The organism is Peribacillus frigoritolerans (genome assembly GCF_001636405.1).
Lineage (GTDB): Bacteria > Bacillota > Bacilli > Bacillales > DSM-1321 > Peribacillus > Peribacillus frigoritolerans.
In genome coordinates, this window is sequence record NZ_KV440950.1 from 1880871 (window position 1) to 1899624 (window position 18754).

Below are 18754 nucleotides of genomic sequence, written 5' to 3' on the forward strand. Positions count from 1 at the left end.
TTTCGATGAAAAGGAATATTGCGGTGCTTCAAGGAGATGGCATCGGGAAAGAAGTAACAAGAGGCGCTGTAGAAATCCTCGAAGCCGTTGCCCAAAGATATGGACACGATTTTGAATTTCAATATGGTGAGATTGGCGGAGGGGCCATCGATAGCACAGGTTCACCCCTGCCGGATGAAACAGTGGAGATTTGTAAAAACAGCGATGCGGTATTATTAGGGGCCGTTGGAGGACCTAAGTGGGATGACCAGCCTGCGCACCTAAGACCGGAACGAGGTTTGTTGAAAATCCGAAAAGATTTGAATCTTTATGCTAACATCCGTCCAATCAGCTATTATTCCAGCTTGTCGGAATCTTCTCCTCTTAAGAAGGAATTCATTGAAGATGTGGATTTCGTAATTGTCAGGGAACTAACTGGCGGCCTTTATTTCGGAAAGCCAAGTGAGCGCGTTGAGAAAGAAGGGAAAGAAGCGGTCGTCGATACACTTTTCTATCAGAAAAGCGAAATGAAGCGCATCATCGAACTTGCTTTTTCATTAGCATCGGAGCGCAAGAAAAAAGTAACTTCCGTGGATAAAGCGAATGTTCTTGAATCCAGCAGGATGTGGCGTGAGACGGCTGAAGAAATTGCCAAGGACTATCCGGATGTAATCCTTGAACATATGCTTGTTGATAATGCAGCCATGCAATTGATCAAAAACCCGAAACAATTTGATATTATCGTGACGGAGAATATGTTCGGTGATATTTTAAGCGATGAAGCGTCGGTATTGACTGGCTCGCTTGGAATGCTTCCTTCCGCCTCCATATCAACTAATGGTCCTAATCTATATGAACCGATTCATGGCTCTGCCCCGGATATCGCAGGCAAAAACCTGGCTAATCCGATTGGGACGATTTTATCGGCGGCTTCCATGCTGCGTCTATCCTTTGGTTTGGAAGATGAGGCGAAAGCAGTTGAACAGGCGGTGGAAACGGTCCTTGAATATGGCTTGAGAACAGGCGATATCGCAAATGGCCAACCGACAATTACGTCTACCTCAGAGATGATTGCAGAAATAAAAGCAAACCTTTTAGACCAGGAAGCCATTTCCAACATCATGGGAGCTTATGCATAAACTTCTTTCACGGCCTAACATTAGGCCGTGTTTTTTAAAAAAAATACAAGATTGATCGAGGTGGGATAGTGATGGGTAAGTCGATAATAGAGAAAATATGGGATCGCCATATTGTAAATGAAGAGGAGAATAAACCGGATTTAATTTATATAGACCTTCAATATATTCATGAAGTGACCTCTCCGCAAGCATTTGAAGGATTGAGATTAAAAGGACGGAAAGTCAGGAGACCCGATCGTACTTTCGCTACAATGGATCATAATGTGCCAACCGTTAATCGCTATTTCATCGAGGATGATATTGCGAGGAAACAACTAGAGGCGCTTGAGCAAAACTGTAAGGAGTTCGGTATCCGCCTTGCTGATTTAGACAGTCCGGATCAAGGTATCGTTCACGTTATCGGGCCTGAATTAGGGCTTACACAGCCAGGGATGACGATTGTCTGCGGAGACAGTCACACTTCCACGCATGGTGCGTTTGGCTCGATTGCATTTGGAATCGGTACGAGTGAGGTCGAGCATGTTTTGGCCACACAAACCCTATGGCAAACAAAACCCAAAACATTGAAGCTTGAGGTTAATGGCAAGCTTGGTCATGGCGTGATGGCGAAAGATGTCATTTTATATGTAATTTCCAAATTCGGGGTCGATTTCGGTACGGGACATATCATTGAGTATTGCGGGGAAGTTTTCCGGGATATGTCAATGGAAGAAAGAATGACGGTCTGCAATATGTCTATTGAAGGCGGGGCAAGAGCAGGGCTGGTAGCGCCTGATGAAACAACGTTCTCTTATTTGAAAGGCCGTAAATATTTGCCGAAAGGAGAAGAGTTCGAGCAATGTGTTCAGGACTGGAAGTCACTTTCCAGTGATGAGGATGCTGTTTATGATCAAGAAATCATTCTTGATGGCAGCCTGATTTCACCAATGGTCAGCTGGGGGACAAATCCTGGAATGGCTAGTGGCGTGGACGGAAAAGTACCTACCCTCGCAGAGGATATCATGGATCCTAAGGAATTGAATCGAGCCATTGAGTATATGGGCCTTGAGGAAGGGATGCCGATCACGGAAATTCCCGTACAACATGTATTCATAGGATCGTGTACCAATTCACGCATTGAGGACTTAAGGCAAGCCGCAGGAATGATCGATGGCCAAACTGTTCAAAAAGGGGTTCGGGCGATGGTCGTTCCCGGTTCACAAAGCGTCAAAAGGCAAGCGGAGGATGAAGGGTTGGATGAAATTTTCAAATCTGCAGGCTTCGAATGGCGCGAATCGGGCTGCAGCATGTGCCTGAGCATGAACCCTGACGTGGTTCCGGCCGGCGAGCATTGTGCCTCCACAAGCAATCGGAACTTCGAAGGCAGGCAAGGAGCTGGAGCAAGAACACACCTGGTTAGTCCGGCTATGGCTGCCGCGGCCGCCATTCATGGGAAATTTGTCGATATTAGGAATTTGAAAAGAACTGAACAAGTCCAATAAGGATACGAATTAACCGGAGGTGCAGAAAATGGAACCCATTACTATATATAAAGGAAGAGCGGCGGCACTTGACCGTAAAAACGTGGATACGGACCAAATCATTCCAAAGCAATTTTTAAAAAGGATTGAGCGAAGCGGATTTGGCGAATTTTTATTCTATAACTGGCGTTTTGATGAAACCGGGAAGAAACGTCCTGATTTTGAATTGAATCAGCCCCATAATCAAAACACGTCCATATTAATAGCAGGTGAAAATTTTGGCTGCGGTTCGTCCCGTGAGCATGCCCCTTGGTCTTTGAAAGACTACGGGTTCGATATCATCATCGCTCCGTCTTATGCTGATATCTTTAAAAGTAATTGCATGAAAAATGGCATGGTCCCCATCGCTTTGACCCAGACTGAAGTAAACTATTTAATGGAGAGAGTGTCGGCACCTGATTATGAGCTGACTATCGACCTTCCCAATCAGACATTGAAAGATGGTCAAGGGTTTGAAACGAGCTTTGAAATTCATCCATATTGGAAGGAAATGCTCGTCAAAGGCTGGGATGAAATTTCGATAACGCTTCAATATGATAAAGAGATTTCTGCCTATGAATCTCAAAAAAAGGCTGTATCGAGTATATAATAGAAAAAAGTCATTTCCCGTTATCCTTTCTTATTTGAAAGGATACGGGATTTTTTTTATCGGGGAAAGAAGGTATCCGCCCATATAAATTTTTGTGTTTCCAGCTATTACATGCTAAACTGTTTCTCAAAAAGCGAACGGTGAGGCGGAAAATAGGATGGATGATGAGAACAACCAAAAGAAGGCCGGAGAAACAAAGATTATCGCCTTTCCAAATCTCGGTGAGAGGCTGATTGTAAAAGGACTGGATGAGCTTGGTAACAGGAACTTTAAAGCGGCTGCGCAGCTTTTCAGCCAAGCCAGGGAGTATGAGCCCGAAAATGATGAAGTTTGCATGGGACTGGTGGTCTCGCTAGTTGAACTTGAGTATTATCAGGAGGCAAAAGAGTTGTGTATAGAGATGCTGAATAAAGGCATCGGCGACTATTTTCAACTGATCAATATTTATTTGATGGTACTGCTGCAATTAGGCGAGCATCAGGAAATGGTCACGACGATCGAACTGCTATTTGAAGAAAACCAAATTCCCTTTGATAAAGAGGAACATTTCGAAAAGATGCTTCAGTTCAGTAAAAGGGCCCTTGAGGATAAAAAAGAAGAGAAAGAAAGGCAAAATCAACAGCTTTCAGAGGAAATGCAGGAGGATGAACTTTTTGAAGGGAAAACGGATAATGAAATGCTTATGGTCATTTCAAAACTCACGAATATCAATATTCGACCATTTATCCCTCAAATCGAAGAATTTCTACAAAAAGATGAGGGACATCCTTTCTTCAAAACGATGCTCCTTAACATCCTTATCGACCAGGAGTATAACGAGGAAATGACGGTGAGGAAATTCAATCAATCGAAGTCGGTCATCCCAAGGGAATTGAAAAGTTTGAAGGAGACGGACTTCTATAAGATGGTGACCGGACTGGCCGAAGAGGAAATCAGTCAGGATAATCCGAGCTTATATGAAATGGTCCATAGTTTGATTGAACGTCATTCCTTTTTATTGTTTCCTTTTGAACCAGGACCTGAAAGCTTGCCTGCATGGGCAGCTGCCTACCATGCCTTGGCGGAAGAGTACATGACCGGGGAAGTTTCCGTGAGGGACTTAGCGGATCTTTACGAGGCAGATGAGGAAAGCGTTGCGGATATTCTTTCCTATATTAAAGAAATTGAAGAAATTTCTTATCCTATTATTTAAGCTATTGCTGTTGTAACAGATTAATCCTGTGGTATAATGTAGTGGTTGTAATGTATAATTCGTCTAATTTTGACGATTTCCCCATTATTTTGGGGGTATATTTGAAGGATGACTTGTTAACACTTGCAAAGCATAATCATCCAATGCTTATTATTGAAGTATATAGATTTTTGGAGGGAAACACATGTCTGTAAAATGGGAAAAACAAGAAGGTAATCAAGGCGTACTAACAATTGAAGTTGACGCTGCAAAAGTAAACGAAGGTTTAGACGCAGCTTTCAAAAAAGTAGTGAAACAAGTAAATGTACCTGGCTTCCGTAAAGGTAAAATGCCACGTCAAATGTTCGAAAAAAAATTCGGCGTAGAATCACTTTACCAAGATGCGCTTGATATCATTCTTCCAGATGCTTACGCAAATGCTGTCGAAGAAGCTGGAATTCAGCCTGTAGATCGTCCAGAAATCGACATCGAGAAAATGGAAAAAGGCGAAAACCTGATCTTCACTGCAACTGTAACAGTTAAGCCTGAAGTTAAATTGGGAGATTACAAAGGTGTTGAAGTTGAAAAATTCAATACTGAAGTAACTGACGAAGATGTTGAAAACGAATTGAAAACTTTACAAGAACGTCAAGCTGAACTTGTCGTTAAAGAAGAAGGACAAGTCGCTGAAGGCGATACGGTTGTTCTTGACTTTGAAGGATTCGTTGACGGTGAAGCATTCGAAGGCGGAGCTTCAGAAAACCATTCATTGGAAATCGGTTCAAACTCTTTCATTCCAGGATTCGAAGAGCAACTTGTCGGTCTTGAAACTGGCGCTGAAAAAGATATCGAAGTTACATTCCCTGAAGAATACCACGCTGCTGAACTTGCAGGTAAACCAGCAGTATTCAAAGTGAAAATTCACGAAATCAAAACGAAACAACTTCCTGAGTTGGATGATGAGTTCGCGAAAGATGTCGACGACGAAGTGGAAACTTTGGCTGAACTTAAAGAAAAAACAAAACATAAATTAGAGCATGACAAAAAACATGAAGAAGAAAACTTCATCCAAAACACTGTAATTGGTAAAGCTGTTGAAGGTGCAGAAATCGACGTTCCTGAAGCAATGATTTCAAACGAAGTTGACCGCATGATGAATGAGTTCTCTCAACGCATCCAATCTCAAGGTCTTAATTTGGAACTTTACTACCAATTCTCAGGTCAAGACGAAGAAGCTTTAAAAGCGCAAATGAAAGAAGAAGCTGAAGGACAAGTTCGTACGAGCCTTACTCTTGAAGCAATCGCAGAAGTTGAAAAACTTGAAGCGACTGACGAAGATGTAGAAGCTGAACTTGCACAAATGGCTACTATGTACAATATGGAAGTTGACGCGATCAAACAAGCTCTTGGAAACTTAGAAGGAATCAAAGGCGATCTTAAAATTAAGAAAGCAATTGACTTCTTGGTAGAAAACAGCAAAACAGTTGACGCAAAATAATTTTTATAAATAAGTAGATTTAAATATTTCCTTTAAAAAAACAAGGCGCGAGTAATCGTGCCTTGTTTTATACATATTGAGAATTAGTGTAAATTTTAAATATCGGTTAATTCCTGATTGATTTTTTTGGATTTCGGTGTAGATTAGTTCTAATACCGCATATACATATTTATACAGCAAATCCTGCTTTTAAAAATCCGAAGTTTTGGGCATGCTGGTAAAGGGCAAATACATATTGATTGATTATTGTACTTATTTAACAACTCGGACCGTGAGCATTTTTGTTACTAAACTTCCAAGAACATGATAAAATGCAAAACATACTAGGGATTTTGGAATGTTTAAGCAGATGTGTGCCTAGTTTTTTTTCTTTACGATTAGGTACCGCTATGTAATAGAGTTGGAAGAGTATTTAAAGGGGTGAACGTACATGTTTAAATTTAATGATGAAAAAGGACAGTTAAAATGTTCTTTTTGCGGTAAAACACAAGAACAAGTCCGTAAACTGGTTGCTGGTCCAGGTGTCTATATTTGTGACGAGTGTATAGAACTTTGTACGGAGATCGTCGAGGAAGAGCTGGGAACTGATGAAGAAGTAGAATTCAGAGATGTTCCTAAACCTATGGAAATCCGCGAAATTCTTGACGAATATGTGATTGGACAAGAACAGGCAAAGAAATCTTTGGCTGTAGCTGTTTATAACCATTATAAACGTATCAATTCCAATAGCAAAGTCGACGATGTTGAGCTTTCTAAAAGTAACATCGCCCTAATCGGACCGACGGGAAGCGGGAAAACCCTTCTTGCGCAAACATTGGCACGTTTACTCAATGTTCCTTTTGCCATTGCTGATGCCACTTCCTTGACGGAAGCTGGATATGTTGGGGAAGATGTTGAAAACATCCTTCTCAAATTAATCCAAGCAGCTGATTATGATGTGGAAAAAGCGGAAAAAGGCATCATTTATATTGATGAAATCGATAAAGTTGCCCGTAAATCGGAAAATCCTTCCATTACACGTGACGTGTCTGGTGAAGGTGTGCAACAAGCTTTATTGAAAATTCTTGAAGGAACGGTTGCAAGCGTTCCGCCTCAAGGTGGACGTAAACATCCACATCAAGAATTCATCCAAATCGATACGACCAATATTTTGTTCATCTGCGGCGGTGCCTTTGACGGCATCGAACCGATCATCAAACGCCGTCTTGGGCAAAAAGTCATTGGTTTTGGCTCTGACGTGAAAAAGGATGATATTGCAGAAAAAGAATTGCTTTCCAAAGTCCTTCCTGAAGACTTGCTTCGTTTCGGATTAATTCCGGAATTCATCGGACGTCTTCCGGTAATTGCGACTCTTGAGCAATTGGATGAAGCGGCTTTGATTGAAATCCTTACACAGCCGAAAAATGCCCTTGTTAAACAATATCAAAAATTACTTGAGCTTGACGATGTTGAATTGGAATTCGAACAGGAAGCGCTAAGTGAAATTGCTAAAAAGGCAATTGAACGCAAAACTGGTGCACGTGGTCTGCGCTCCATCATCGAAGGCATCATCCTTGAAGTGATGTTCGATCTGCCTTCACGTGATGATGTTGCAAAATGTGTAATCACAGGCAGCACGATTTCGAAAAATGAATCTCCAAAGCTCGTCCTTAAAGACGGTACAACCATAAAAGGACAAGAAAAGAAAACATCTGCTTGATTTATAAGGAAAAGAAAGACTGCCAGTTAATGCTGGCAGTCTTTTTGTTTTTGGCTCTTTTCGTAAAGATTGTTGTTTTTAAAACGAAACTATTTTAGGTTGATTGGAGCGGAAGTGCGAGACTCCTGCGGGAGCTGCGGGACAGGTGTGACCCCACAGGCGTTTACGCCGAGGAGGCTCACCGCCCTCCCCGCGGAAAGCGAGCACCTGGAGGGGAAATCAACCACACTGCACTACTTCGTAAATAGCAACAAAGTATGCGAAAACAGCCTTGTTTTTAGACCAAAGTTGATTGTAACGGAAGGTACGAGACTCCTGCGGGAATACGCGTCCGAGGGAGACCCTGCAGGCGCAGGCCGCCCGCGGAAAGCGAGTGCCTGCAGTGGAAATCAACGTTAAAACCTCAAAACAGCAGGGTAAAACCAGATAATTTCGAGTTGTTTACAGTCTGAGACTGCCAGTTCATCCTGGCAGTCTTTTTCTTTTCCCTTTTTTCAAAATTGTTGTATTTAGGATAAAAACGCCAATTTTTCAACACGAATTTCTTGGATAATTTCGCCCTTCCAAAGGAGATACTAACAGAAATGACAAACTAGGAGAGTGCAGGAGGGAATAAGATGAATTGGACAGGATTGGCGTTGTTTATCCAGCTGTTTTTTGGGATTATTATTGGATTGTATTTTTTGAACTTATTGAAAGGCCAGCGGACACAAAAAGTTTCCATTGACCGTGATTCACGTAAGGAGATGGACCAATTACGGAAGATGAGATCGATTTCGTTAACAGAACCATTGGCAGAAAAAGTTAGACCAAGCACATTTAATGAAATCATCGGTCAAGAAGATGGGATTAAATCTTTAAAAGCTGCTTTATGTGGGCCGAATCCCCAGCATGTGATAATTTACGGTCCTCCTGGGGTAGGGAAAACGGCAGCTGCCAGACTTGTTTTGGAAGAGGCGAAGAAAAATGGCAAGTCCCCTTTTAAGAATTCGGCCGTTTTTGTTGAATTGGACGCCACCACAGCCAGGTTCGATGAACGAGGAATTGCCGATCCGCTCATCGGTTCTGTGCACGATCCAATCTACCAAGGAGCCGGGGCAATGGGACAGGCAGGCATTCCGCAGCCAAAGCAGGGTGCAGTCAGCAATGCACATGGAGGCGTACTGTTCATAGATGAAATAGGGGAGCTTCATCCGATACAGATGAATAAACTTTTAAAGGTATTGGAAGATCGTAAGGTTTTTCTGGAAAGTGCCTATTATCAAGAGGAAAATCAAAATATTCCCACTCACATCCATGATATTTTTAAAAATGGACTGCCGGCTGACTTTCGGTTGATTGGTGCTACAACAAGAACGCCAAATGAAATCGCGCCTGCGATACGTTCAAGATGCATAGAAGTGTTTTTCCGTGAACTGGACCGGGAAGAAATAATCGCCGTGGCCAAGAATGCCTCAGATAAAGTGGGGATCACCATCAGTGATAAAGGCTTGGAATCGATTTCGGATTATGCCCGAAATGGCAGGGAAGCTGTCAACATGATTCAGACTCTTGCAGGAATCTCAATTAATGAAAACAGGACTTTCATCAGGGAAGAAGATATAGATTGGATGGCCCATAGCAGCCAGCTGACCCAAAGAATGGACAGGAAAATACAATCGAAATCCAAAATAGGCCTTGTCAACGGTCTTGCAGTCTATGGTCCAAACAGCGGGGCATTGCTGGAAATAGAGGTTACGGTAATGGCTGCCTCTGATGAAAAAGGTTCGATAAACATTACCGGTATCGTTGAGGAAGAAAGTATCGGCGGCGGGAGTGGCAAATCGGTTCGACGCAAGAGCATGGCGAAAGGTTCGATTGAAAATGTCATTACGGTATTACGTTCGATGGGAGTGCCTGCCAATCAATTCGATATCCATGTGAACTTTCCGGGCGGAAGTCCAGTGGATGGCCCTTCTGCAGGAATTGCAATGGCCACAGGCATATACTCGGCCATATATAAAATCCCTGTTGACCACACTGTGGCGATGACTGGGGAAATAAGCATTCATGCCGGCGTTAAACCGATCGGCGGTGTCATTCCGAAAATCAAGGCGGCTAAACTTGCCGGGGCAAAAAAGGTAATCATCCCAGCCGAAAACATGCAGCCGCTTCTATCTGAAATCAAGGATATAGAGATCATTCCTGTTTCGAATGTGAAAGAAGTGCTGGATCAGGCACTGAAGAAAGAATTGATGTCGGAACAAATCCTCACAACCTTGGACCTATCAAAAAAAGAAAGTGTATAAAGGACATGCCCCGGCTAAAAATAGAACCGGGGCATTTTAAGGACAAAATTGGCGTTCCCGGCCACCCTGTCTTAAAAAACACGCATTCAGACGTGCTTTTTTATCTAATATTGGAGATAATAATAGCAGTCGAAACGTGTTAAGGTAAACGAATAGACACTTCTATATAAATAGGATAGAATTGTTAAAAGGTTGAGAACATGGGTAAATAGTTTACAACGACGATACTAATTAGATGGAGGTGTCAGGAAATGACTGATAAAGAAATCATCGTCCCCCTCCTGCCGCTTAGAGGACTGCTTGTATATCCAACGATGGTACTTCATTTAGATGTAGGCCGAGATAAATCGGTACAAGCCCTTGAGAAAGCAATGGTGGAAGACCATCTTATATTTTTGACGACACAACAAGATGTTTCGTTGGACGAACCAGGTGAAGAAGATTTATTTACAATGGGAACTTTAACAAAGGTAAAACAGATGTTGAAGCTTCCGAATGGTACAATCCGGGTGTTGGTGGAAGGGTTGAACCGCGCAGAAGTCATGGAATTTTACGATTATGAGACACATTATGGTGCCAAGATTAAAATATATGAAGACAGTGATGAAAAGGATGCTGAACATCAAGCATTAATGCGCACACTACTGGATTATTTTGAACAATACATAAAAATGTCCAAGAAAATAACCGGTGAAACGTTTTCGTCCACTTCGGATATTGAAGAGCCTGGGCGATTAGCGGATATAATCGCTTCCCATTTGCCTTTGAAATTGAAGGAGAAGCAAGAAGTGCTTGAGACCATTGATATGAAAGAGCGTCTTAGCCGTGTAATCGAGATCATCAATAACGAAAAAGAAGTTCTTTTTCTCGAGAAAAAGATCGGCCAGCGTGTTAAACGTTCGATGGAACGGACTCAAAAGGAATATTATTTACGAGAGCAAATGAAAGCGATCCAAAAGGAATTGGGCGATAAAGAAGGAAAAACAGGGGAAATTGAAGTCCTGAACGAAAAGATAGAAGAAGCGGAAATGCCTGAGCATATCAAAGAAACGGCATTAAAGGAATTGGACCGTTATGAAAAAGTTCCTTCGAGCTCAGCCGAAAGCTCTGTGATCCGCAATTATATCGAATGGCTGATCTCTCTTCCTTGGACCAAAGCGACCAAAGATGACTTGAATATTCATAAAGCCGAAAAAATCCTGAACCGGGACCACCATGGTTTGGAAAAGGTGAAGGAGCGTGTGCTTGAGTATTTGGCCGTACAGCAATTGACCAAATCATTGAAGGGACCGATCCTTTGCTTGGTGGGACCGCCAGGAGTCGGGAAAACGAGCTTGGCTAAATCGATCGCTTCATCCCTGAATAGGAATTTCGTCCGTATATCTTTAGGTGGGGTGCGCGATGAATCAGAAATCCGCGGACATCGCCGCACATATGTAGGGGCAATGCCGGGACGGATCATTCAAGGCATGAAAAAAGCTGGAACGATAAATCCGGTCTTTTTACTGGACGAAGTGGATAAGATGTCCAATGACTTTAGGGGAGATCCATCTGCAGCGATGCTTGAGGTGCTCGATCCAGAGCAAAATCATAATTTCAGTGATCATTATATTGAAGAAACCTACGATCTTTCCAAAGTCATGTTCGTCGCAACGGCAAATAATTTGGGCTCGATTCCTGGTCCGCTTCGTGATCGTATGGAAATCATTTCGATTGCAGGTTATACTGAGATAGAGAAACTTCATATAGCCAAGGATCACTTGCTGCCTAGACAGCTTGAAAACCATGGTTTATTGAAGACACAATTGCAAGTCCGTGAGGAAGCACTTACAAAAATCATCCGTTACTATACTCGGGAAGCCGGTGTTCGGAGTCTGGAACGACAGCTTGCAGGCATCTGTCGGAAGACTGCAAAAATCATCGTGTCCGGAGATAAAAAGCGGGTCGTCATCGCTGAAAAGAATGTCGAGGAGTTTTTAGGGAAAACCATGTTCCATTATGGACAGGCGGAGGTCGAGAACCAAGTTGGTGTTGCTAATGGTTTAGCATACACGTCGGTAGGTGGCGATACGCTGCAAATCGAGGTTTCCTTATCACCAGGTAAAGGGAAGCTGATCCTGACAGGAAAGCTTGGCGATGTAATGAAAGAGTCAGCCCAGGCTGCTTTCAGTTATGTCCGTTCAAAAACCGAGAAACTTCAGATTGATGCGAACTTCCATGAAAAATATGATATTCATATTCATGTCCCCGAAGGTGCGGTTCCAAAAGATGGCCCTTCTGCAGGCATCACGATTGCAACAGCGTTAATATCGGCCCTTACAAATAGGCCGATCAGAAAAGAGGTAGGCATGACAGGCGAAATTACATTACGCGGACGGGTTCTTCCGATCGGCGGGCTTAAAGAAAAATCTTTAGCGGCCCATCGCGCAGGACTTACGAAAATCATCATCCCGCAAAATAACGAAAAGGATATTGATGATATCCCGGAAAGTGTCCGTAAAGCATTAACATTTGTTCCAGTTTCACACGTCGATGAAGTCCTTGAGCATGCATTGGTAGGTGTGAATGAATGAAAGTAACAAGTTCAGATATTGTCATCAGTGCTGTGAAGCCTGAACAATATCCCAATACGCCAATACCGGAATTTGCCTTGGCAGGCCGTTCCAACGTTGGGAAGTCCAGTTTCATCAACAAAATGATCAATCGAAAAAACTTGGCGCGCACATCCTCTAAACCGGGGAAGACGCAGACCTTGAATTTTTATATCATAAATGAAGCACTCCATTTTGTGGATGTACCCGGTTATGGTTATGCAAAAGTATCCAAGACGGAGCGTGATGCTTGGGGGAAGATGATTGAAACGTACTTCACTTCCCGTGACCAGCTCCGCGCTGCGCTTCTGATCGTCGATTTGCGTCATCCGCCGACAAAGGATGATATCGCAATGTATGAATTCCTGAAGCATTATGACCTGCCCCGGATCGTCATTGCCACCAAAGCGGATAAAATTCCAAAAGGCAAATGGCAGAAACACTTGAAAATCACGCGCCAAACGTTAAATATGGAAAAAGAAGATGAATTGCTTCTATTCTCTGGTGAAACAGGCGAAGGTAAGGAACAAGCATGGGGCGTCCTTAAGAAATATATGTAAAAGAAAAGGGTATTCCGCATCTGGAATACCCTTTTTCATTATGGAAAATCTTCACTTTTTTCGAACCAAAAAATAAATGCCGATCGCCATCAAGGCAAAGGGCCAAAACCTTTCGATGTTCGCGGTGGTTGTTTCAACAAGCCCGAAAGACGTTTTAATTTTATCATAGAATAAGAATGTGATCGAGACGATGAATATGACCAACCCGTAAAACATTCCAGAATTTGCTTTACGTGCCCGGAGAATAAATCCCAGTGAGATGATTAAAATAAAGATACCTATATCATCCGGCCAAATCTCCAGGTTCTCGGCGATGTGGAAGTGAGCCCCGAACCCCAGTAAGATGACGCCTGGCAGGATGGACTCATATTCATTACCGCTATATGCCTGAATCAGGAAGGCGGCACCGACAATACATAATAAAGTGGGCCAGCTGAAAAAGCCCGGAAAGATTTCAATTTGGGAATGTTCAAGAAAAAAATAGAGCCCGAAACCGATTAAAACGATTCCTGGGAAAATACGATGCGTTTTCATTTTATCCTCCTATGCAATTCGATTACTTGAAGTTTTTTGCCATTTTTGATATGGTACTTTTGTACACAATGTCGAAATATGTATGTAACTTTACAAATCCCGCTTAGACACCTTTTGTAGCATTGAGGCGTTTTGGCTGTCTTTTCATGGTAGCATACGTTTTCATAAACTGTTCATATTATTTGCGTGAATCCATTTTAGTACATGGTATAATTAATTTACATGAAAAATTTTGGGGGTGCAAAACAAAAGGATGCATATTCTAGCGGTTGGTATAAATTACAAAACTGCCCCTGTAGAAATTCGGGAAAAACTATCGTTTAACGAAGCCGAACTTGCCGAGGCAATGAAAGCTCTTAAAAATAAAAAAAGCATCTTGGAAAATATTATTATTTCAACATGCAACAGGACGGAAATCTATGCGGTCGGGGACCAGCTCCATACAAGCAGGTATTATATCAAGGAATTTCTTTCGGAATGGTTTAACATCGATAAAGAAGAATTTTCTAAATATCTGTTCATTTATGAAGGCGACGGGGCTGTAGAGCATTTATTTTCAGTTACCTGCGGCTTGAATTCCATGATACTGGGGGAAACTCAGATTTTGGGACAAGTACGTTCAAGCTATTTGTTAGGGCAGAAGGAAGATACGATCGGTACCGTTTTTAACCATCTCTTCAAGCAAGCCCTTACATTAGCTAAAAAAGCTCATTCGGAAACCGAAATCAATACCAATGCCGTGTCCGTCAGCTATGCGGCAGTCGAGCTTGCAAAAAAAATCTTCGGAGGCCTGAACGGCAAGAATGTCTTGATTCTTGGGGCCGGTAAGATGGGTGAGCTTGCCATTCAAAATCTGCATAGCAATGGCGCCGACAGCATTACGGTCATTAACCGCACCTTTCAGAAAGCGGTCGACCTGGCTGAGAGATTCAATGGTACGGCCAAACAGCTGCAGGAGCTTCAATGCGCTTTAGTGGATACCGATATCCTGATTACTTCCACTGGTGCAAAAGATCTTCTTGTAACAAAAGAAATGATGTCATTCGTCAATAAGCTTCGTAAGGGCCGTCCTATTTTCATGGTCGATATCGCAGTGCCGCGTGACCTCGATCCAACATTGGCCGAGCTGGAAAATGTCTTCTTGTATGACATTGACGATCTCGAAGGTATCGTGCAAGCCAATATCGAAGAACGTAAAAAAGCTGCCGAGAAAATAGAAATGATGATCGAATCAGAAATCGTGGACTTCAACCAGTGGATTAATTTACTTGGTGTGGTTCCCGTCATTTCTTCTTTACGGGAAAAATCCCTATCGATACAAAAGGAAACGATGGAAAGCATCGAAAGAAAGCTTCCGCATTTGAGCGAACGTGACAAAAAAGTCCTGAACAAGCATACGAAAAGCATCATCAACCAAATGCTGAAAGATCCGATACTTTATGCAAAAGAGCTGGCAGATGAGCCGAATGCAAAAGAGCAATTAAATAATTTCGTGAAAATCTTCCATTTAGAGGAATTGATTGAAGACCAGCTGGTTGCGGATGAAAAAGAACGGAACAGCTCCAAGTCATCCCTATTGAATCCAGTTCCTGTCCAGTAATGAGGTAGATATGGAATTACTAATGACAAGATTGCATGAAGCCACTGTTTTGCTGTATGCCATCAGTATGCTTTTATACTTTATTGATTTCCTTAATAATAACCAGAAGGCGAACAGGGTCGCCTTCTGGTTGCTTTCTATTGTTTGGGTGCTGCAAACAATTTTTTTGTTTCTGTATGTGTTGAAAACGGGAAGGTTCCCGGTATTGACGATTTTTGAAGGATTATATTTTTATGCATGGGTCCTCATATCGCTATCATTGATCATTAACCGATTGCTAAGAGTCGATTTTACGGTCTTTTTTACGAATGTATTAGGTTTCATGGTTATGGCCATCCATACCTTTGCACCTGTTCAGATAGAATCTCAAGTGCTTGCACAGCGCCTGGTTTCAGAGCTATTGCTCATACATATCACTTTTGCGATCCTATCATATGGGGCATTCACGCTTTCTTTCGTTTTTTCAGTTTTATACTTAATTCAATATGATTTATTGAAACGGAAGAAGTGGGGAAAACGCCTGCTTCGACTCGGCGATTTAACAAAGCTCGAGCATATGTCCTATGTCCTCGCAGTTATAGGTGTTCCATTATTGGTGGTCTCCCTCATCCTGGGGATTCAATGGGCTTATATAAAAGTCCCTGGGGTATCCTGGCTGGACATGAAGATCATCGGCTCATTTATTTTGCTTATTGCTTACAGTGTGTTTTTATACTTGAAAATTCGGAAACAAATGTATGGAAGGACGCTAGCCTTTCTGAATATTGGATCTTTCATGATTGTGTTAATTAACTTTTTCCTTTTCGGAAGCCTTTCAACATTCCACTTTTGGAATACATAGGAGGAAACTATGAGAAAAATAATTGTCGGTTCAAGACGTAGTAAATTAGCGATCACCCAAACGAACTGGGTGATCGATCAACTTAAAGGACTTGGGGTCCCATACGAGTTCGAGGTGAAGGAAATTGTCACAAAGGGTGACCAAATCCTTGATGTAACACTTTCCAAGGTCGGCGGAAAGGGCTTATTCGTTAAAGAAATCGAACAAGCGATGCTGGATAAAGAAATTGATATGGCCGTACATAGTATGAAGGATATGCCGGCAGTGCTGCCTCAAGGTTTGACGATCGGCTGCATACCACCGAGGGAGGACCATCGGGATGCCTTGATTTCAAAGAACCATGAAACCCTTTCCGAACTGAAGCCCGGTTCCATCATAGGTACAAGCAGCTTGCGGCGTGGCGCGCAAATTTTGGCTAGAAGGCCGGACCTTGAAATTAAATGGATTCGCGGGAATATCGATACCCGTCTGAATAAGCTGAAAACGGAAGATTATGATGCTATCATTTTAGCGGCAGCCGGACTATCAAGAATGGGTTGGGAGCAGGACATCGTAACGGAATTTTTAGATGAAGATATTTGCATTCCGGCAGTTGGACAAGGAGCTCTTTCCATTGAATGCCGTGAAGACGACAAAGAACTGCTGGCGGAACTTGCGAAATTGACCTGTGAAACAACGAAAAGGACGGTTGAAGCGGAACGTGCCTTTTTGGATAAAATGGAAGGCGGATGCCAGGTGCCAATTGCTGGATTTGCGGTGGCAAAAGATAATGGATCCGTTTCCTTGACGGCTTTGGTCGCTGCCCCGGATGGAAAGGTGATATATAAAGAAATGGTTGAAGGTGCTGATCCCGAGGCGGTTGGGCATGCCGCTGCCAAACAGATTAGCGAAATGGGCGGTAAAGAACTGATCGATCGCGTTAAAGAAGAGCTTGATCAGTAATGAAGCCAGTTCAACCTCTTAAGGATTATCAGGTATTGATCACCAGAGGGAAAGGACAGGCAGATGGTTTAAAAGAGTCGATCGAAAAAAATGGCGGAACGCCGCTTCTTGTGCCATTGCTTGAGTTCACCCTTCCAGATCATATGGAAGATGTGCAACAGCGGTTTGAAGAGCTGCTCACATATGACTGGATCATTCTGACCAGTCAAAATGGAGTGGATTTCTTCTTTAAGCTTCTAGGAAACCAGCCTTTGAAGCTTCCGAAAATAGCCGTAATCGGCTCCAAAACAGAAGCGGCCCTGAAACGGCATGGATATAAGGCGGATTTCGTTCCAGCTCAGTTTGTTGCCGAAGGGTTCGTGGCGGAGTTCAATACCCTGCTTGATCCGGGGGCCCGCGTGTTGCTTGCAAAAGGAAATCTCGCAAGGGCGGTTATTGCGGAGGCGATCAATGAAGCTGGAGCAATCTGTGATGAAGTGATAATTTATCATACAGTGCTTCCCCGAAGCAGTGAAAAAAAACTGGTGCAGCTTATAAAGAACCATGAAATCGACATCATGACCTTTACGAGTTCATCGACGGTCAATCATTTTTTACAGATCATGAAAAGCCATGAATTGGATACATACATAGACCGGATCATCATCGCCTGCATCGGGCCGATTGCCGCTAAAACGGCTGAAAAACATGGGCTATCCGTCGATGTCTGTCCAGATGTTTATACGACGGATGCCATGGTTGCGGAGTTAATACGCTTTATCTTGAAAAGAAATAAAAAGGGAGGAACTTTCAAATGAAAAACATTCCATTCAATCGCCACCGCGGCTTGCGTGCAAGTGCTGGCATGAGGGCTTTAGTCCGTGAAACACAATTGCATAAAGAGGATTTGATTTATCCGATCTTCGTCATCGACGGGGAAAATGTGAAAAATGAAATCAACTCCATGCCAGGTATCTATCAGCTATCCATGGATAATCTGGGTGCCGAAATGGATGAAGTCGTGAGTCTGGGCATTAAATCAGTCATTTTATTCGGTGTCCCTTTTGATCATGATAAAGACGAACAGGGAACAGGGGCATTTCATCACAACGGACTAGTGCAAGAAGCAACGCGGTTTATTAAAAAACAATATCCTGAAGTTATTGTCATAGCGGATACCTGCCTTTGCGAGTATACAAGCCATGGCCATTGCGGGGTCGTTGAAGGGGAAAAAATCCTTAATGACGCTTCTCTTGACCTTCTTGCCAAAACGGCAATCAGCCAGGCTGAGGCCGGAGCAGACATCATTGCGCCTTCCAATATGATGGACGGTTTCGTTGCGGCCATCCGTGCAGGTCTGGATGAAGCGGGTTATGAAGATATTCCGATCATGTCCTATGCGGTGAAATATGCTTCGGCTTTTTACGGTCCATTCCGTGATGCCGCGAATGGTGCGCCGCAATTTGGCGACAGGAAAACTTACCAAATGGATCCCGCCAATCGCCTGGAAGCATTTCGTGAAGCTGAATCCGATGTTGCTGAAGGTGCGGACTTCCTAATCGTGAAACCAGCCCTTTCCTACATGGACATCATCAGGGACGTTAAGAATAACTTTAATCTTCCGATCGTTTCCTATAATGTCAGCGGTGAATATTCAATGGTCAAAGCTGCTGCCCAAAACGGCTGGATTGATGAAAAAGCGATAGTGATGGAAATGCTGACAGGCTTGAAACGCGCAGGTTCCGACTTGATCATCACGTATTTTTCAAAAGAGGTAGCACGCTGGATAAACGAAGATAATCAATGATAAAAAAATATAACCTG

Annotated in this window: 15 protein-coding genes; 14 read left to right on the forward strand and 1 reads right to left on the reverse strand. The window is 42.9% G+C overall.

The window, feature by feature from the left end; all coding sequences use genetic code 11:
- Window positions 1-5 precede the first annotated feature (5 nt).
- From leuB to yihA, 9 genes are all read left to right on the forward strand, one after another.
- Window positions 6-1118: a 3-isopropylmalate dehydrogenase gene (gene leuB, locus A6755_RS09225; protein ID WP_034308935.1), complete on the forward strand. Its 1113-nt coding sequence runs from the start codon at window positions 6-8 to the stop codon at window positions 1116-1118.
- Window positions 1119-1189: 71 nt separating this feature from the next.
- Complete coding sequence (gene leuC / locus A6755_RS09230; RefSeq protein WP_034308934.1) at window positions 1190-2599, forward strand: 3-isopropylmalate dehydratase large subunit; 1410 nt, start codon at window positions 1190-1192, stop codon at window positions 2597-2599.
- Window positions 2600-2627: 28 nt separating this feature from the next.
- A complete protein-coding gene (gene leuD, locus A6755_RS09235; protein ID WP_034308930.1) occupies window positions 2628-3227 on the forward strand; it encodes a 3-isopropylmalate dehydratase small subunit in 600 nt (199 codons plus the stop codon).
- Window positions 3228-3384: 157 nt separating this feature from the next.
- Window positions 3385-4419 carry a tetratricopeptide repeat protein gene (locus A6755_RS09240; protein WP_063590490.1) on the forward strand — a complete coding sequence of 345 codons (1035 nt, stop codon included), beginning with the start codon at window positions 3385-3387 and terminating at the stop codon, window positions 4417-4419.
- 184 nt (window positions 4420-4603) lie between these two features.
- On the forward strand, window positions 4604-5896 hold the full coding sequence (gene tig, locus A6755_RS09245; RefSeq protein WP_034308928.1) for a trigger factor: 1293 nt from the start codon (window positions 4604-4606) through the stop codon (window positions 5894-5896).
- Between the two features lie 430 nt (window positions 5897-6326).
- On the forward strand, window positions 6327-7595 hold the full coding sequence (gene clpX / locus A6755_RS09250; RefSeq protein WP_034308926.1) for an ATP-dependent protease ATP-binding subunit ClpX: 1269 nt from the start codon (window positions 6327-6329) through the stop codon (window positions 7593-7595).
- 617 nt (window positions 7596-8212) lie between these two features.
- Window positions 8213-9883 (forward strand): ATP-dependent protease LonB, encoded by a 1671-nt coding sequence (gene lonB / locus A6755_RS09255; protein ID WP_063590491.1) that lies wholly within the window; start codon window positions 8213-8215, stop codon window positions 9881-9883.
- 251 nt (window positions 9884-10134) lie between these two features.
- Window positions 10135-12456, forward strand: coding sequence for an endopeptidase La (gene lon / locus A6755_RS09260; protein WP_063590492.1), 2322 nt, complete (start codon window positions 10135-10137; stop codon window positions 12454-12456).
- Window positions 12453-13034: a ribosome biogenesis GTP-binding protein YihA/YsxC gene (yihA, locus tag A6755_RS09265; RefSeq protein WP_034308918.1), complete on the forward strand. Its 582-nt coding sequence runs from the start codon at window positions 12453-12455 to the stop codon at window positions 13032-13034. Before lon ends, yihA begins: the two co-directional genes overlap by 4 nt.
- 51 nt (window positions 13035-13085) lie before the next feature.
- On the opposite strand, the gene A6755_RS09270 is transcribed toward yihA, so the two are convergent.
- Complete coding sequence (locus A6755_RS09270; protein WP_063590493.1) at window positions 13086-13568, reverse strand: LiaI-LiaF-like domain-containing protein; 483 nt, start codon at window positions 13566-13568, stop codon at window positions 13086-13088.
- 253 nt (window positions 13569-13821) lie between these two features.
- On the opposite strand from A6755_RS09270, the gene hemA reads away from it, so the two are divergent.
- Genes hemA through hemB form a run of 5 tightly spaced genes read left to right on the forward strand, consistent with a single transcriptional unit; the run spans window position 13822 to window position 18737 of the window.
- Entirely contained in the window at window positions 13822-15168 is a 1347-nt protein-coding gene (hemA, locus tag A6755_RS09275) for a glutamyl-tRNA reductase (protein WP_034308915.1), read from the forward strand.
- 10 nt (window positions 15169-15178) lie between these two features.
- Window positions 15179-16009, forward strand: coding sequence for a cytochrome C assembly family protein (locus tag A6755_RS09280; protein WP_034308913.1), 831 nt, complete (start codon window positions 15179-15181; stop codon window positions 16007-16009).
- Window positions 16010-16018: 9 nt separating this feature from the next.
- Entirely contained in the window at window positions 16019-16951 is a 933-nt protein-coding gene (hemC, locus tag A6755_RS09285; protein ID WP_063590494.1) for a hydroxymethylbilane synthase, read from the forward strand.
- Window positions 16951-17748, forward strand: coding sequence for a uroporphyrinogen-III synthase (locus tag A6755_RS09290; protein WP_063590495.1), 798 nt, complete (start codon window positions 16951-16953; stop codon window positions 17746-17748). The genes hemC and A6755_RS09290 overlap by 1 nt, the downstream gene beginning before the upstream one ends.
- Window positions 17745-18737, forward strand: a complete 993-nt coding sequence (gene hemB, locus A6755_RS09295) for a porphobilinogen synthase (protein ID WP_063590496.1) — start codon at window positions 17745-17747, stop codon at window positions 18735-18737. The genes A6755_RS09290 and hemB overlap by 4 nt, the downstream gene beginning before the upstream one ends.
- The last annotated feature ends 17 nt before the right edge of the window (window positions 18738-18754 follow it).

What these genes read in the sequence shown, in the direction of transcription:
- leuB (WP_034308935.1), top strand. Translation starts at nt 6, where the DNA reads ATGAAAAGGAATATTGCGGTGCTTCAAGGAGATGGCATCGGGAAAGAA.
- leuC (WP_034308934.1), top strand. Translation starts at nt 1,190, where the DNA reads ATGGGTAAGTCGATAATAGAGAAAATATGGGATCGCCATATTGTAAAT.
- leuD (WP_034308930.1), top strand. Translation starts at nt 2,628, where the DNA reads ATGGAACCCATTACTATATATAAAGGAAGAGCGGCGGCACTTGACCGT.
- A6755_RS09240 (WP_063590490.1), top strand. Translation starts at nt 3,385, where the DNA reads ATGGATGATGAGAACAACCAAAAGAAGGCCGGAGAAACAAAGATTATC.
- tig (WP_034308928.1), top strand. Translation starts at nt 4,604, where the DNA reads ATGTCTGTAAAATGGGAAAAACAAGAAGGTAATCAAGGCGTACTAACA.
- clpX (WP_034308926.1), top strand. Translation starts at nt 6,327, where the DNA reads ATGTTTAAATTTAATGATGAAAAAGGACAGTTAAAATGTTCTTTTTGC.
- lonB (WP_063590491.1), top strand. Translation starts at nt 8,213, where the DNA reads ATGAATTGGACAGGATTGGCGTTGTTTATCCAGCTGTTTTTTGGGATT.
- lon (WP_063590492.1), top strand. Translation starts at nt 10,135, where the DNA reads ATGACTGATAAAGAAATCATCGTCCCCCTCCTGCCGCTTAGAGGACTG.
- yihA (WP_034308918.1), top strand. Translation starts at nt 12,453, where the DNA reads ATGAAAGTAACAAGTTCAGATATTGTCATCAGTGCTGTGAAGCCTGAA.
- A6755_RS09270 (WP_063590493.1), bottom strand. Translation starts at nt 13,568, where the DNA reads ATGAAAACGCATCGTATTTTCCCAGGAATCGTTTTAATCGGTTTCGGG.
- hemA (WP_034308915.1), top strand. Translation starts at nt 13,822, where the DNA reads ATGCATATTCTAGCGGTTGGTATAAATTACAAAACTGCCCCTGTAGAA.
- A6755_RS09280 (WP_034308913.1), top strand. Translation starts at nt 15,179, where the DNA reads ATGGAATTACTAATGACAAGATTGCATGAAGCCACTGTTTTGCTGTAT.
- hemC (WP_063590494.1), top strand. Translation starts at nt 16,019, where the DNA reads ATGAGAAAAATAATTGTCGGTTCAAGACGTAGTAAATTAGCGATCACC.
- A6755_RS09290 (WP_063590495.1), top strand. Translation starts at nt 16,951, where the DNA reads ATGAAGCCAGTTCAACCTCTTAAGGATTATCAGGTATTGATCACCAGA.
- hemB (WP_063590496.1), top strand. Translation starts at nt 17,745, where the DNA reads ATGAAAAACATTCCATTCAATCGCCACCGCGGCTTGCGTGCAAGTGCT.